This window comes from Bacillus sp. TH50 (genome assembly GCF_016650565.1).
GTDB lineage: Bacteria > Bacillota > Bacilli > Bacillales > Bacillaceae_G > Bacillus_A > Bacillus_A mycoides.
In genome coordinates this window covers 582,456-598,138 of the sequence record NZ_JAEKFM010000007.1, presented here as the reverse complement: position 1 = coordinate 598,138, position 15,683 = coordinate 582,456, and the positions used below count along the sequence as shown (strand labels likewise).

The following is a 15,683-nucleotide window of genomic DNA, read 5'->3' as shown; positions in this document are numbered from 1 at the left end:
ACGTAAAATAAAAGCCTATGATACTCATAGACTTTCATCTATTTTCTCATAGGCTTTATTAAGCACTTACTATTTAATTATTTTAAATTAGTTTTGTGCAGGCTTTACTTCTTTGATAGAAACTGCTACTCTTACTGCTTTATCAAATTCTACCTTTTGTTCTTTACCTTCTTTTACAACTGTCAGGTTTTTCACGTAGATAGATGTTGCACCTTTTGTACCAACTTTTCCATCTTCAGCTACAACACTTGTGTCAGCAGAAACAAATTCTACTTTAGAAACTGTTGCGTTTGCTTTAGTTGCAGGTACGTTATCAACAGATAGGATCTTTACAAGCTCAGCTTTTAAATCAGCGTTTGCTACTACATCTTTTAGAGATGTGCTTGTGAATTCTACTGCTAATCCTTGAGCAGCCGGTGCTGTGTCAACAACTTTGAATGAGTGAGTTGCGATTAACTTATCATCAGCTAATTTCACAGCTACTTTGTAAGTTTCACCAGCTTTTGCACCTGCTCCAACAGTAATTACACTGTTATTGTCCACAGTTACTTGCTCAGTAGTTGCCACTACTTCTTTACCCTCTTTATTTGTTGTTGTTACTACTAACTTAGCATCTTCTGCACCTTTTAAAACTAGACCATTTGCATCAACTGGAAGAACAGAAACAGTCATAGCATTCTTTTTATTGTCTTTAGTAACATATTTATCTAACTCGTTCTCTAAGCCACGAACTTCAAATTTAGAGAATGTACCTGGAGCTTTTAATTCTAGATTTACTTTAGCTTTTACTTCTTTTTTACCAGAAGTAGCTGTTAATTCTAATACGTATTTTCCAGCTTCTTGCTCATTAGCATTTACTACTAATTCCTTATTTTCGTACTTAGCAGTTACTTTTTGATTTTTTAGCTCTTTACCGTCTTTATCAAGAACTTTTACTTCTACTTTATCAGCAGTAAAGTCTTTACCGTATTGATCTAATACTGGAGCTTTTATTTTTAAGTCTGTTACGTCTTTCGTAGAAAGTGTTAAGTTTGTTTGCTCTAACTTAATTTCTTTTAGAGATTTTTGAGCGAAAGCCTCAATTTCAACTGTTTTTGAAACAAGTACTTTACCGTTTGTATCTTTAACAGTTACTTTTACTGGTGCTTTCCCTGCAGCTAAAACAGTTACTTTACCAGTAGCTTTATCTACTACTGCTACTTCTGTATTTAATGACTCGTATTCAACTGCTCCAGTTGTTACTCCATTAAATTGGTCTTTCAATTCTACTTGAACGTAAGCATTGTCGCCTTCGTAAACTTTATTGTTTTGTTTGAAATCTTTAGAAGTAAAGTCAGCTGTACCTTGTTCTGCAACTGTCCAGTTAGAGATTGAAGCTACTGCAGCACCTTCAGCAGAAACTTTTACTGTTTTACTTTCAGCTACTACTTTACCGTCTTTTTTATAAACAGCTTTTACAGTAGTTGAAGTACCTTTTGCTAAAGTAATTTCACCATTTTTAATTGTTCCCTCAGCAGCTGGAGTTTCAAATTCAATACCAGTTGGTGAAACAACTTCAGTACCGTTTTCATCTGTAACTTTGTATTGTAATTTAGTTGCTGTATTAGCTACTACTGTTTGATCAGCCATTTCAATTGTTTTTGCTTCTAAAGAACCTACAGTTACTTCTGTTTTACCAACTTTATTTACATCTACAGTGTAAGTTTGTTTAGCTGCTAGGTTATCGTATAACTCAACTGTAGCAGATTTTTTATCTTCTGATAAAGTTACGTTTTTAACTAACGCTTTATCGTTGTTAGCTTTGTTTGTTACTTTAACGTCTTCTTTAGTTAATTTTTCAACAGCTTTGTCAAATTTAACTTCTACTTTTTGAGATGTAACTGCTTTTGCAGATTCAACTTTTGCTGCCGCACCGAAATCTTTGTCAGTCTTAGCAATGAATTGAGCTGCTTCTGCTTTAGTTACAGTTTTTGTTGGCTCCCAAGTAGTAGCTGTAGTACCTGCAGAAATTCCTAATTCAACTAGGATGTTAGCTTTCGCTTTACCCCAGCTATCTTCTAAGTCTTTGAATTTAGTTGCTGGAGTACCATTTACTTTAGTATCTAATTTGTAAGCTTCTACAAGCATAGATGCCATTGAAACGCGGTCCATTTTTCCGTTTGGATCGAATGTGCCGTTACCTTTACCTTTAACTACACCAGCTTTTTCTACAGCTGCGATGAATGGAGTAGCCCAGCCCTCTTGAGCGTCAGTATAAGATGGTTTAGCATCTTTATCGATTGGTAAGTTTAAGATTTGAGCCATCATTGTAGCTGCTTCTGCACGAGTTAATTCTTTTCCAGGCTCGAACATTCCTGTGTCAGTACCTTTAATTGCGCCTTTTTCTACTAAGTAGTTAATAGAATCTAATGCCCAGTGATCAGCTGGAACGTCTGGGAATGATTTTCCTGCTGCTGCTACTGGAGATACAACACCTGCTACCATTGCTGCTGTCATTGTGCCAGCGATTAATTTTTTGTAAGAGTTAGTCTTTGCCATTTTATATATTTCCTCCTTCAGGAATGTAATACTAGTTTCATAGCATATGAGATAAATAACAATTTCCTATGTATGATTGAAACTAGTAAGTATAAATTTGATTAAAGTATTACATTATAGAAATGCGAAACCCATTCCATAATATAGAACAATACACATATTACACCATTTTATTGAAAAATAAAATCCCTAAACGCCAAAAAAATAAAAAGATTTACAATTATCCAACTTTATTTTTCGACATCTCATAAAAATTATGTATAGGCTTCATTATCAAGTATGTATTAATTGTGTATCAACATAAGCTTCACACAATCTGTACATAACCACTTACTACTATAGCAGAAAAACGTTTGCAATTTAAATATCTAATTATGAAGATATTACGACATTAATCGACACGACGTTTTTATAACTTTCGACATTATTCTACATTTTTATATTTTTTGTCGACATTTTATTTTTTCTTCCATACGCTTCTCTTTCAAACTTTTACTTACATAGCAAAAAAGAACAGGTGATCCCTGTTCTTTCTTCTACTCAATTATTGAATAAAAAGAGGAATGGCCTCTATTCCATTCCTCTTTTTATAGACTCTTTTGCATGCAAGTCATTAATAATATATTTGGACGCTATGGAAATTTGCTCTCGCAATTCCTCTACCCTTTGTCCTAACGTTTCTTGTACATATTCTGTTTGCTCCAATTGTTTAATCGCCATACTATGTAATGTTTCTGTCGTCCAGTCTCCATCAACATTCCCAATAATCGGCTGATTTACTTGTTGTAAAAACGAATCGATCTTTGGATCATAGGAAATTCCAATCATAGGCGTGTTTGCAACTGCCGATAATATAAGAGCATGCAGTCTCATCCCTATTAAAAGAGAGCACTCTGATAAAATAGAGATTTTCTCATGAATATCCATTTTATAAGGGAGCATGTGCGCTTCTTCTCCCATCAAATTAATGATATCCCTTGATGCATTTTGATCAAATGGTCCATGCATCGGTACAAATAAAATATGGTATCCCTCTTGCTTAAGCTTTTTCAGCGTATCTGCTAACTTCTTCATATAATCTTCTTTTGCATCCCAGTACCTTACACTAACCGCAACGACCTTTCCTTGCAGCGCATGTTTTTGAAGCCAATCGGATTTCTTTTCTTCTGGCTGACAAGCTAATACTGGATCTGGAACAAGTTCGATGTCTTTCTTAATACCAATTTCTTTTAAGTACAAAAAAGAGTCTTCATCACGTACTGATATATATTCAGCCTTTGATACATGCCATTTCACTAATAAACGATTTTGCTTCTTCGTGATAGGCCCGATTCCTTGGGCGTAAATATAATACGGCTTTTTCAAAAAACGGGCAAGCCGCATAATACCCGTATAGTATAAAATACTCTTAATACTCGTCTTATCTTGTAAGAGACTTCCGCCTCCGCTAATTAAACCATTACTTCTCTTTATTTCTCGGTAAATCGCTCTTATATCCCATCGGTTTACTGCTTCTACACCGTACATTTTTCTTGTATAGTCGGGGTCATTTGAAAGTACAACAAGCTCAAGAGTAGGATCCTCTTCATGTAGCGCTTTAATAATTGATTGCAAAATTGCTTCGTCCCCAACATTATAAAAACCATAATATCCTGATAAAACTAACCGCACTCTTAATCTCCTCCAACATTTCGCAATCAACTCTTTTTGTAATTAAACAAATTGTTATCCATTCCTTGCCGAGAAAGGTTTGATAACTTCAAATTGATTTCTTTCACAAACATCTAACAAGTCATGCCCATGTATAATATTGTTCATTTTCTATAATCAACGATTTTATTTACGTAAAAATGGAATTTGTTCTTTCGATATCCAGTTTAGTTTCAATGCACATATGCCATATAACACTGAAGCTATACTTAACGCCACAGCACTATATATCATTGCTAAAATCCTGGAATCTGTCACATTGATTAATGTAGACCCAAAGTATAATGCTATACCTAAAATACTAGATACTCCAATCACAGCCAAAAATTTCCCTATAGCTATTGGATAGGAAAGATCTTTTCTAATATAAATATGATTTACGATACAAATCATTATATAAATAATTAGAGTACTATACGCTGCTCCATTTATACCGAATTGGTTTACTAGCGCTATATTTAATACAATTTTTACAAAACTTACACCGATGACAATCCATGCTGCTTGCATCGAACGATTAATCCCTTGCAAGATTCCTATTGATAATACCATAAGTGATGTGAAATACGAGCTACCAATTAAAATAGCTAACATGCCACTTCCTTTTGTATCTGTAAATAACGCAACATTAAGCGGTACTGCAAGCGCCATAAGCCATATCGTTATCGGCATTGTTAAAACGTGTGCAAACTCATTTGTACGTTTTACTGTCAGTTTAGCTAAAGCTATATCTTTTTTTGTTAAAGCCGCTGTTAATAATGGAATTAGTGGAAATACTATCGCACTTGCAAATACAACGATTAATTGCGTAAATGCAAAACCACGGCTATATATACCAAATTGTTCCTGAATCGTTGTAGAAGATTCATGTAATACATGTGGAATTGTTACAGAATCAACTAAATTTAAAACAGGCATCGATAACGCTCCGATTGCAATAGGAACTGAAACACGGAGTATACTTTTCGCATTTTTCTTAAAGTCTTGTAATGAATATGTTTCACTCTTATAGCGATACGTGCTTTTCACATATTTCATTCGCAAATATATGAGTGACGTAATAACACCAAAACAAGAACCGATCATTGCTCCGCCTGTTATGATATCACTACCTTTATTCCAATATACAAATATATAGGCTATTGTTAGCATAAAGAACACGCGAATCAACTGTTCAATTACTTGCGATACACCAGTAGGTATCATATCTCCAAACCCTTGGAAATATCCACGGTACACTGCCATATACGGTGCGATTAATAAAGCAAACGAAGTAACAATTAATGGTAGCCTCGTCTCTTGTCCACCAAGCATATTTGCAATGCTACTCGATCCAATGATAATAATTAAAAATCCGAGCACCCCAAATATAACACCGATAATAGATGCGGACGTAAACAATTTAGCTATTCCGTCACGATCATTCTTTTCATGAAGATCAGCTACTAACTGTGATATTGCTAGCGGGACTCCCGCTACTGATAAAGTTAAGGCTATCATATATACAGGAAAAACAAGACGGAAAATCCCAAGTACTTCATCCCCTGCTATATTTTGCAATGGAATTTGAAAAAAACTCCCCACTACTTTCGATATAAACGTTGTAACGGTTAAAATCGCAGCGCCTTTTACAAACTTTTTATTCATCTTCTATCTCTTTTCTTTCAATATATAATCTACATAAAATATTAAATCCATATTATTCATTCAACTTGAGAATCATCACTTTATCTCATTTAGTTATCATACCAAATTTCTTATATATTGAATACTCTCTTTCTTTTTATGTTTTAAATATAATATGTGCAAGATACGCGTATTTTTATCCAGTATTTTCTTCAATTTACTACTTCTACTTGTTCAAGATAAACATGTGCTATAATGTAGCTATTGTCAGTAAGAGGAGTGTTTACAACATGCTGAATTCGGTAAAGAAATTGTTAGGAGATTCTCAAAAGAGAAAGCTAAAAAAATATGAACAACTCGTTCAAGATATTAATGATTTGGAAAAACAAATGTCTGATTTACCTGACGAAGAATTACGTCACAAAACTGTCACATTCAAAAGTATGCTTACGGATGGTAAAACAGTTGATGACATAAAAGTAGAAGCATTCGCTGTTGTACGCGAAGCCGCAAAACGTGTGCTCGGATTACGCCATTACGATGTGCAGTTAATCGGAGGACTTGTATTACTAGAAGGTAATATTGCGGAGATGCCAACTGGTGAAGGAAAAACATTAGTTTCCTCTCTCCCAACATATGTACGTGCCCTTGAAGGAAAAGGCGTTCATGTTATTACTGTAAACGATTACTTAGCGAAGCGTGATAAAGAATTAATTGGCCAAGTCCATGAATTTCTAGGCTTACAAGTTGGATTAAATATTCCTCAAATCGATCCTTCTGAAAAGAAACTTGCGTACAAAGCTGATATTACATACGGTATTGGAACAGAGTTTGGCTTTGACTATCTTCGCGATAATATGGCTGCTTCACAAAATGATCAAGTTCAGCGCCCCTATCACTTTGCTATTATCGATGAGATTGATAGCGTTTTAATTGATGAGGCGAAAACGCCACTTATCATTGCTGGGAAGAAATCAGGTAGCTCTGATTTGCATTATTTATGTGCAAAAGTTATTAAATCATTCCAAGATACCCTTCACTATACATACGATGCAGAATCGAAATCAGCTAGTTTTACAGAAGACGGTATTACAAAAATAGAAGATTTATTTGACATCGATAACTTATATGATTTAGAGCATCAAACTCTATACCATTATATGATTCAATCATTACGTGCCAATGTCGCTTTCCAGCTTGACGTTGACTATATTGTGCATGATGAAAAAATACTACTTGTAGATATTTTCACAGGACGTGTTATGGATGGTCGCTCTTTAAGTGACGGCTTACATCAAGCACTAGAAGCAAAAGAAGGTTTAGAAATTACAGAAGAAAATCAAACACAAGCTTCTATTACAATTCAAAACTTCTTCCGTATGTATCCGGCATTATCAGGTATGACAGGTACCGCAAAAACGGAAGAAAAAGAATTCAACCGTGTATATAATATGGAAGTTATTCCAATTCCAACGAACCGTCCTATTCTTCGTGAAGATAAAAATGACGTAGTATATGTAACAGCTGATGATAAATATAAAGCTGTGCGTGAAGAAGTTCTAAAACAGAATAAGCAAGGACGCCCTATTTTAATTGGAACGATGTCTATCTTGCAATCTGAAACTGTTGCTCGTTATTTAGATGAAGCAAACATAAAGTATCAATTATTAAACGCTAAAAGTGCAGAGCAAGAAGCAGACTTAATTGCAACTGCCGGGCAAAAAGGTCAAATTACAATCGCTACAAATATGGCAGGCCGAGGTACTGATATTTTACTAGGTGAAGGTGTCCACGCCCTTGGTGGATTACATGTAATTGGAACAGAACGTCATGAATCTCGCCGCGTTGATAACCAGCTTAAAGGACGAGCTGGTCGCCAAGGTGATCCAGGAAGCTCTCAATTTTTCCTATCTTTAGAAGATGAGATGCTAAAGCGCTTCGCTCACGAAGAAGTAGAAAAGCTGGAGAAATCACTGAAACCTGACAAAACGGGGCTTATTAATACATCTAAAGTTCATGATTTCATTAACCGTACACAATTAATTTGTGAAGGTGGTCATTTCTCAATGCGTGAATATAATTTAAAATTAGATGACGTAATTAATGATCAACGTAATGTTATATACACACTACGTAACAACCTTCTAAAAGAAGAAACAAATATGATAGAACTTGTTATTCCAATGATTGAACACTCTGTGGATGCAATTGCTAAGCAGCACCTTTTCGAAGGAATGCTTCCTGAAGAATGGGATTTCACTAGTTTAACAGCATCTATTAAAGAAGTTTTAGCGGTTGAAACTTTGCCGCCATTATCTGCGAACGACGTACATTCGCCTGAGGATTTACAAATCGTTTTAAAAGATACAATTTCTAGCTATATCGAACGTGTACAAGAATTAAATGACCATGCGGATTTACAACAATCACTGCGCTACGTTGGTTTACACTTCCTAGATCAAAACTGGGTAAATCACTTAGATGCAATGACTCACTTGAAAGAAGGTATTGGCTTAAGACAATATCAACAAGAAGATCCAACTCGCCTTTACCAAAAAGAAGGTTTGGATATTTTCTTATACACTTACGGTAATTTTGAAAAAGAAATGTGCCGATATATCGCGAGACATTTAGCAGTTCCAGAAAACGTACAATCATGAGGTGAAAATTTATGTTATCATTCCTGAAAAAGGCAAAGAAAAAAGGAAAAGATACTACTGTTTCTAGTAATCAATTATTTGGACAAGAAGAAACTACTTCTCAAAACAAAACGGTAAAGCCAGTTCTTTACTTCCATCCTAGCTGGGGTGACGTAGCACAAGAACAAAAATACATTTATCAATTTTTACATAAAGAATTACCACGTTTACAAGAATATCAAATTTCTTTATCAGGAATTGAAATTGAAAAACGTGATGGCGCATACGATGTAGCTGCATTCATTCGCAGCAGTGTCCCAAAACCAATTTCTTTCGAAGAAGTTACATTACTTCTATTAAACAAAGATAAAAAGCTGTGCGCACGTAAAACATTTAACCTATCTGCACTTGGCGATATTCCTGAAAACGTGAATATGCCTTTCGTATTTACATTTGAGCAAGAAACAGTAACGGAAGCTGAACTATCTCAATCAGATTGGGAATTAGCTTTCGAACTTGAAAGTAAGCATCAACTAGATTTAGATCCATCTTGGGAATCTCAGTTACCTGAAGCAAGCAAAGATGCTTTACGTAATTTTGTAGACAATTTAACACCTCCAAATGAAGGTGAAATTAACTTCCTAGGTTTACAAGCCGCACTGAAAGAGAACGGTGATTTACATACAACACTTCTAATTCGTAACGGCTGTAAAGATAACATTCAACTAGAACAACTTCCTCTTCATATTGAAGATGCTTCTGGAGAAGTCGTTGTTAAAGGTGCTTTCACGTTACCGAATCTTGAAATTAAAGCGAATACTACAAAACCGTGGTCATTTGTTTTCCCTGCTTCATCCATCTTGAAACAAAATATGGATTTATCTAGCTGGAAAGCATTTGTACCACAAGACTAATATACAAAAAAGCCTATCCTAAAAGATGGTCATCACACCTTTAGGATAGGCTCTATTTTTTATGTAAAATCTACTTCGTTACTAATAAACGTTCAATATGATACTCAGCTTCTAGTTTACACATTTCATCTACATGCTTTACTTCGCTCTTGTTTAACAACTCTAATTGTTCTTCGCTCGGCTGCTCACTAATAAGTTCATTAATTTTTTCATTTACTTTCATCGCTAATGCTTGATGGAAATCTGGATGTCCTTTCAACTCGTCATCTACTTTATTAATCCAAGTTGATTTTGTGTATAAATATTGTTTCCACTGTTCAACAAATTGCTGCATATCAAATTTTTCTTCATTCCATTCAATTTCTTTCATATATCTCTCAAAAGAAACAACAATTGATCGTGTAATCCCGATCTTCACTCCATGTGGTAACTGTTTGTACATCAAATATTCCCTCCAGCTTAAAGCTCTTCCTTCTGAATATAAAGGAATCTCAAAATTCATATACCTTCTTATAATAGCACATTGCTAATCTAAGATGTTACTATACTGTGTAGAAAATCAATTGTCAACAGACGTATAACATTTAGATATAATGATTTTGTACATAGTAAGCTCATATACAAATAATAAGAACCTTCACACTCTATAACGCAATTCATGTGAAGGTTCTTATTGTTATATTGCCTTAACTTTTAAAAACTGCAGTTTCTCTTTTTGCTCATCATTCGCCATCATTACTATCGTCTTTTCAACATGCGGATGTACATGTTCAAGTGTCACACTCGCTCCTGCTTTATCCGATTGCTCAACAAAGTTTAATAACGCCATAGCTCCTGATACATCCATATAATGTACATCTTTCATACGCAAACTAACTGGTGACTTCACATCTTGTAAAGAAGCAAAAATACGATCTACTGATAGAAATGAAAGTGGTCCCTGAATCGTATACGTCGCTTCTTTTTCTTTTATAATAGAAGCTTTACGTTCTTTACACTTCACCATGTATATAATGAAGGAAAGAATAATGCCAAACGCAACAGCAACCATTAAATCGAATTTCACTGTCACAACCATCGTCACGAACATAACAATCACATCACCTCTTGGTGCTACATGTGCTTTCTTCATGCTTTCCCAATCAAACATCCCTATGCCAGTTAAAATTAAAATACCTGATAATACAGCAAGCGGAATATATTGTACCACTGAACCGAGTCCCATAATGAAAATAAATAATATGACACTATGCATACAAGCCGACAGTGCCGTCTTCCCCCCGCTTCTTATATTGACGATAGATCTAACAGTTGCACCTGCTCCTGCTAATCCACCGAACAAACCACTCGCAATATTGCCAATACCTTGTCCGATTAACTCTTTATTACTTTTATGACGTGTCCCCGTCACATTATCCATTACGACAGACGTTAATAACGAGTCAATTGATCCTAGTAAAGCAATACTAAGTGCCGGTAATACAAGTGCTAACATGCCATTTGCGTCTAAATTCGGTACGTGAAGAGATGGCATCGCCTCTGGAATTGCACCTATTTTTTCAATCATCTTATTTAAAGAAAGAGTTCCTACAACTGGTAAGTTTACCGTAATTCCTTGTAGCATAGAAGAAAATAACGGCAACGTTACTGTAACACCTACTAATGCTACTAAACTTGATGGAATGGCCTTAATCCATTTTCCAGAAACAATCATTACAATGATCGTTAATAACACAAGCAGAAAGCTATTTTGTACATGCTTCATTTCACCTAAAATAATAATCAGTGCAATCCCATTCATAAACCCTGAAACAACAGGATACGGAATGTAACGAACGTAAGAGCCGAGCTTACATACACCGAATAAAATTTGAAATAACCCTGCCATCATAAATGCAATAAAACTTGCTTCTAATCCGTGAGTTGCAATAACGCCTGTTGCAATTACTGTAATCGGCCCAGTAGGACCCGTTACTTGCCCCGGTGTACCGCCAAATAACGCCGCAAACAAACCTGCAAAAATCGCACCATACAATCCGACTAGCGCTCCCTCAGACGTTCCCGTTGCGGCAATACCAAATGCAATCGCTAGCGGCAAAGCAACAATCGCAACAGTAAACCCTGCTAAACATTCCTTTGCTATTTTTTGAAACATATAAATAACCACCTTCTTATAAAGTCCATGTTCCATTGTACATCTAAAACAAATCATTCGTTAGCGTATTTATAAAAAACTCTTTACAGTCTCGTGAAGTAAGCGTCTACATTTACAAATAGCCTTCCCAAGCCGAACTAAAAAACAGCAATATGACGAATCTACCTTTGGAAACAAACTTGACTATGCTATAATGAACAAATTAAATCTTTTACTATATACTTGGAGGCACTATGCTAACTTTTGAAGAAAAATTATCGATTATTGAATCTTTCCCGGAATTAGAAAGAAAGAACGTATCATTAAAACGCGTAAACTTTCACTTTGAAGAAAGTCGTTTAGATAAAAAGAACGTTGTATATCATTTACACCCAAATGGAAACGGATTTGTATATGCATACTTCATTAAAGGTTATAAAACAGATGCTAAAGGTATGATTAACATCCGTGAGTTTTCAGAAGAAGAACTACGTTCATTAATTGAAAAAGTAATTGAACGTCTATCACAGGAGCCAGAGGAAATTGTAGCACCAATGGAACCTACTGCAGAAGAAGAATGGAAGAACGAAGACGGTCATATCCTAACTCTTATTCAAGAGGATGACATGTGGAATGTTTACGCTGGCGTAAACTTAGACGGTACATTCAACTCTTATCCAGAAGCTGCGGAATACCTTGATGAAGAAGGTTTCTCACGCAAGTAATAAAAATGCCTTTCCAAATTTGGAAAGGCATTTTTTCATTATTTTTTCATACCTTTTAACGACTCTCTCAGCACAAATTTTTGCAACTTCCCACTCGCATTACGAGGAAGTTCATCTGCAAATAAGTAATGACGCGGACGTTTATAGTCGGCTAATTCATCACTTTCTTTGCAATACATTTCTAAATCAGCTTCTGAAATATTTTTATCTTTCTTTACAACGACCGCAACAACACGCTCTCCCCATAGTTCGTCTGGCTCACCAAGTACTGCAACATCTAATACACCAGGGTGACTATGAAGAAAATCTTCAATTTCGCGAGGATAAATATTTACGCCACCGCTAATTACCATATCATCAACGCGGTCTGCAACGAATAAATAGCCGTCTTTATCGAAGTATCCTAAATCACCAGAATGATACCAGCCTTTATACATCGATTTTGCATTTGCTTCTTCTCGGTTATGATAACCAGCCATCATGGTTGGACCGCGCAAAATAATTTCCCCTACTTCATAAGGAGGCAACGTATCATCTGGCTCTGCTGGTCCATCTTCGTTCGGTTTCACAATTCGAATTTCATGGCTAAAGCACGGTGTTCCTGCTGAACCAGCTTTCGTAATTTGATCCTCTTCTACGAGAAACGCAACAACTGGTCCCATTTCTGTCATTCCGTAAATTTGAACAAGATCAATATAAAGGCGCTCTTTACATTCCTTCACTAGCGCCGGTGCCATTGCAGCTCCGCCGTATACACCGATTTTCATTGAAGTTAAATCATACTTAGTTAGATCTTTTTGCAGTAACATATTCCACATCGTCGGTGCTGCAAAAAACGTCGTAATCTTCTCTTCTTGAATGGTATGTAATACTCTATCCGTATCAAAATGATGTAAAATAACATTCTTTCCGCCAACTTGAATGCGCGGTATGATTCCAGCATTTAACTCGCCGCAATGATATAAAGGTGCTACCACAAGACCGGCGCTATCCCTGTTATATTTTATGAAATACGTACAAATCATACTATGCTCAGCCATATCACGATGGCGATGTAGTACGCCTTTCGGATGACCAGTCGTCCCGCTCGTATAAAGCATAGAACAAAAATCCATTTCATCGACTACAATATCGACTTTCTCAGCTGATGCTTCATTTACTTTTTCATGGTAAGAACTAGCATAGGAAGGTGCATCGTCTTCCACGTACCAAAAAGACGAATTTGGAAAATCTCGTTCAATCATAGCAACTGTTGATTCGACTGCTTTTTCAAAGACAACTACTTTCGAGGCTGCATCTTGGAGGATATATGATAATTCTTTTGCTTTTAAGCGGAAATTAATTGGATTGAAGATCGCACCAATTTTCGCACAGGCTAAGTAAACGTTTACAAATTCACGACAGTTATATAAGTAAACAGATACAGAGTCTCCTTTTCTTACTCCTTCGTTCAATAGAGCTTGCGCCGTTTTATTTATTTGCTCATCCCACTGTTTATATGTCCAACGAATATTTTTTTCTGGTTCTACTAACGCCTCTTTATTCGGATATTTGCCAACTGCCAAATCAAAAATTCTCCCTATCGTCATGTACATGCCAACAATTTCCCCCTTTTCTCTTTCATAAATCTATCATTTCGTCTATAAGTAGACATTGTCCTCTAATAATCTGACTAATTTTTCTGATTATTATCGACATAGTTTTACATATGGACCGTTTGATGGTAAATGAAATTATATCGGCTATTTTTTGAATATATCGAACGCAACTCAATTTATATCAGCTATTTTTCGAATATATCGACTTACCGACAAAAACTGACAATATAAAAAGAGGCTGTTCCAAATCGGAACAACCCCCTTCTTCTTAAACGAATAGCTCTTCTAAAATTTTCAGTTTATCTTCTGTATATTTCACGAAGCCATCGTTATATGATTTTGGATCTTTCGGATTCGCAAAGTGTGTAATTGCTCCTGTTTGTGGGTGAACAAATTTACTTGATGCCCCGCAACCAAGTCCGATAATCGATTGTACTTCTTCCATAATAACAATATTGTAGATACTTTCTTGCGTCGGTATTGCATACCCAACGTTTTCTAAGTTACCTAAAATATTTTTTTGACGATATAAATAGTATGGCACGTAATTATGGTTCTTCGTCCACTCTTCCGCCTCATGCATCATCGCAGTAATTTCTTCGCGACCTGCTACTTTATATTTACGTTTGTTTTGCGTCATTTCAGAAGCACGTTTAAATGATAACGTATGAACTGTTAACGATTCTGGCATTAACTTTTCTGTTTCATCTAACGTATGCTTAAAGATGTCTAATCCTTCACCAGGAAGACCAATAATTAAATCCATATTAATATTGTTCATTCCCATTTCACGTGCTAAATGATACTTCTCAATCGTTTCTTCTACAGTGTGATGACGTCCAATTGCTTTTAGTGTTTCTTGGTGGTATGACTGCGGATTAATACTAATACGGTCAATGTTCCATTTATTTAACACTTCTAGCTTTGCTGGTGTGATTGTATCTGGGCGACCTGCCTCAACTGTTACTTCACGTACATCTTTCACATCAGGGAAAGCTTGGTACATTTCTTCATACAACATATCCATCTCTTCTGCTGTAATACTCGTCGGTGTACCGCCGCCGTAATAAATCGTCGTAACTGTAACACCTTTTTCTTTTAAAAACTTACCAATTTCACGAACTTCATAATGTAACCCGCCTAAGAACGAATCAACTGATCCTTGGCGTCCGTTAATTGCATAAGCCGGGAACGTACAGTACGCACATTTTGTAGGACAAAACGGAATACCGATGTAAATACTTACTTCTTCTTTCAAACGGTATAAATCCGGAACAACCGCTAATTGGCAATCAACAATACGCTGAAGAAGTTCAATTTTCTCTTCATGAATTAAATAACTTTCACGAAGTTCTTTATGCGCTTCTTCTTTTGACATACCATTTTGAAGCAGTTTGTGAAGAAGTTTCGTTGGGCGTACCCCAGTTAATATTCCCCAGCTCTGTTCAAGTCCAGTTAGCTGTTGAAGTACAGAAAGATATACGTAAGAAACAACATGTTTCACTTGCTTCATACGTTCTTTTTCTTCTGTGAAAGCAGATAAATCTTTTGCGAATGTTTCTTCATATACATTTCCGGTTGCAACATCTGTTAAACGAGCCGATGCTGTCACATTACCTTCTATCTGTATATCAACGATAAGATTTGCTTCTTCTTTCTCAAACCCTATCGTGCTCTCTTCAAAAAATAAACCGCCAATATTTTGTAGCGGACGTAAAAAACGATCATCTTGTAACGTTTTAATTGAAATTAACAACATTATCACCTTTTCATTTGCAAACTCTCTTTAGTTTACTTGA

The 15,683-nt window shown here is 35.8% G+C and carries 10 protein-coding genes; 3 read left to right on the top strand and 7 right to left on the bottom strand.

The genetic code is table 11. The features are described from left to right. Positions 1 to 87: 87 nt before the first annotated feature. The 3 genes from sap to JFU23_RS20120 form a co-directional block, all read right to left on the bottom strand. The gene (sap, locus tag JFU23_RS20130; RefSeq protein ID WP_201032555.1) at positions 88 to 2,538 is read right to left on the bottom strand and encodes an S-layer protein Sap; all 2,451 of its coding nucleotides are present in this window, start codon (positions 2,536 to 2,538) and stop codon (positions 88 to 90) included. A 570-nt stretch (positions 2,539 to 3,108) separates the two neighbouring features. After that, positions 3,109 to 4,209, bottom strand: a complete 1,101-nt coding sequence (csaB, locus tag JFU23_RS20125) for a polysaccharide pyruvyl transferase CsaB (RefSeq protein ID WP_002125544.1) — start codon at positions 4,207 to 4,209, stop codon at positions 3,109 to 3,111. Positions 4,210 to 4,374: 165 nt separating this feature from the next. Continuing rightward, complete coding sequence (locus JFU23_RS20120; protein WP_201032554.1) at positions 4,375 to 5,895, bottom strand: putative polysaccharide biosynthesis protein; 1,521 nt, start codon at positions 5,893 to 5,895, stop codon at positions 4,375 to 4,377. 269 nt (positions 5,896 to 6,164) lie between these two features. Here JFU23_RS20120 and secA2 point away from each other — a divergent pair, with 269 nt between their 5' ends. After that, positions 6,165 to 8,534 carry an accessory Sec system translocase SecA2 gene (gene secA2 / locus JFU23_RS20115; protein ID WP_098636376.1) on the top strand — a complete coding sequence of 790 codons (2,370 nt, stop codon included), beginning with the start codon at positions 6,165 to 6,167 and terminating at the stop codon, positions 8,532 to 8,534. An 11-nt stretch (positions 8,535 to 8,545) separates the two neighbouring features. Next, on the top strand, positions 8,546 to 9,427 hold the full coding sequence (locus tag JFU23_RS20110) for an accessory Sec system S-layer assembly protein (protein ID WP_201032553.1): 882 nt from the start codon (positions 8,546 to 8,548) through the stop codon (positions 9,425 to 9,427). Positions 9,428 to 9,497: 70 nt separating this feature from the next. Here JFU23_RS20110 and JFU23_RS20105 read toward each other — a convergent pair whose 3' ends face one another. Both JFU23_RS20105 and JFU23_RS20100 read right to left on the bottom strand, forming a co-directional pair. Beyond that, positions 9,498 to 9,869, bottom strand: a complete 372-nt coding sequence (locus JFU23_RS20105) for a hypothetical protein (protein WP_002125538.1) — start codon at positions 9,867 to 9,869, stop codon at positions 9,498 to 9,500. Between the two features lie 234 nt (positions 9,870 to 10,103). Beyond that, on the bottom strand, positions 10,104 to 11,582 hold the full coding sequence (locus tag JFU23_RS20100) for a SulP family inorganic anion transporter (protein ID WP_033708836.1): 1,479 nt from the start codon (positions 11,580 to 11,582) through the stop codon (positions 10,104 to 10,106). A 233-nt stretch (positions 11,583 to 11,815) separates the two neighbouring features. Here JFU23_RS20100 and JFU23_RS20095 point away from each other — a divergent pair, with 233 nt between their 5' ends. Then, complete coding sequence (locus JFU23_RS20095; protein ID WP_201032552.1) at positions 11,816 to 12,286, top strand: hypothetical protein; 471 nt, start codon at positions 11,816 to 11,818, stop codon at positions 12,284 to 12,286. A 38-nt stretch (positions 12,287 to 12,324) separates the two neighbouring features. On the opposite strand, the gene JFU23_RS20090 is transcribed toward JFU23_RS20095, so the two are convergent. Together JFU23_RS20090 and JFU23_RS20085 are read right to left on the bottom strand one after the other, a co-directional pair. Then, positions 12,325 to 13,881, bottom strand: a complete 1,557-nt coding sequence (locus JFU23_RS20090) for a fatty acid--CoA ligase (protein ID WP_085309417.1) — start codon at positions 13,879 to 13,881, stop codon at positions 12,325 to 12,327. 271 nt (positions 13,882 to 14,152) lie between these two features. Further along, positions 14,153 to 15,643 (bottom strand): coproporphyrinogen III oxidase, encoded by a 1,491-nt coding sequence (locus JFU23_RS20085; protein WP_002010930.1) that lies wholly within the window; start codon positions 15,641 to 15,643, stop codon positions 14,153 to 14,155. Positions 15,644 to 15,683 lie beyond the last annotated feature (40 nt).

Excerpts from the sequence above, each read along its gene's own strand:
- secA2 (WP_098636376.1), top strand. The coding sequence starts at position 6,165 with ATGCTGAATTCGGTAAAGAAATTGTTAGGAGATTCTCAAAAGAGAAAG.
- JFU23_RS20100 (WP_033708836.1), bottom strand. The coding sequence starts at position 11,582 with ATGTTTCAAAAAATAGCAAAGGAATGTTTAGCAGGGTTTACTGTTGCG.
- JFU23_RS20110 (WP_201032553.1), top strand. The coding sequence starts at position 8,546 with ATGTTATCATTCCTGAAAAAGGCAAAGAAAAAAGGAAAAGATACTACT.
- JFU23_RS20090 (WP_085309417.1), bottom strand. The coding sequence starts at position 13,881 with ATGTACATGACGATAGGGAGAATTTTTGATTTGGCAGTTGGCAAATAT.
- JFU23_RS20095 (WP_201032552.1), top strand. The coding sequence starts at position 11,816 with ATGCTAACTTTTGAAGAAAAATTATCGATTATTGAATCTTTCCCGGAA.
- JFU23_RS20105 (WP_002125538.1), bottom strand. The coding sequence starts at position 9,869 with ATGTACAAACAGTTACCACATGGAGTGAAGATCGGGATTACACGATCA.
- JFU23_RS20085 (WP_002010930.1), bottom strand. The coding sequence starts at position 15,643 with ATGTTGTTAATTTCAATTAAAACGTTACAAGATGATCGTTTTTTACGT.
- sap (WP_201032555.1), bottom strand. The coding sequence starts at position 2,538 with ATGGCAAAGACTAACTCTTACAAAAAATTAATCGCTGGCACAATGACA.
- JFU23_RS20120 (WP_201032554.1), bottom strand. The coding sequence starts at position 5,895 with ATGAATAAAAAGTTTGTAAAAGGCGCTGCGATTTTAACCGTTACAACG.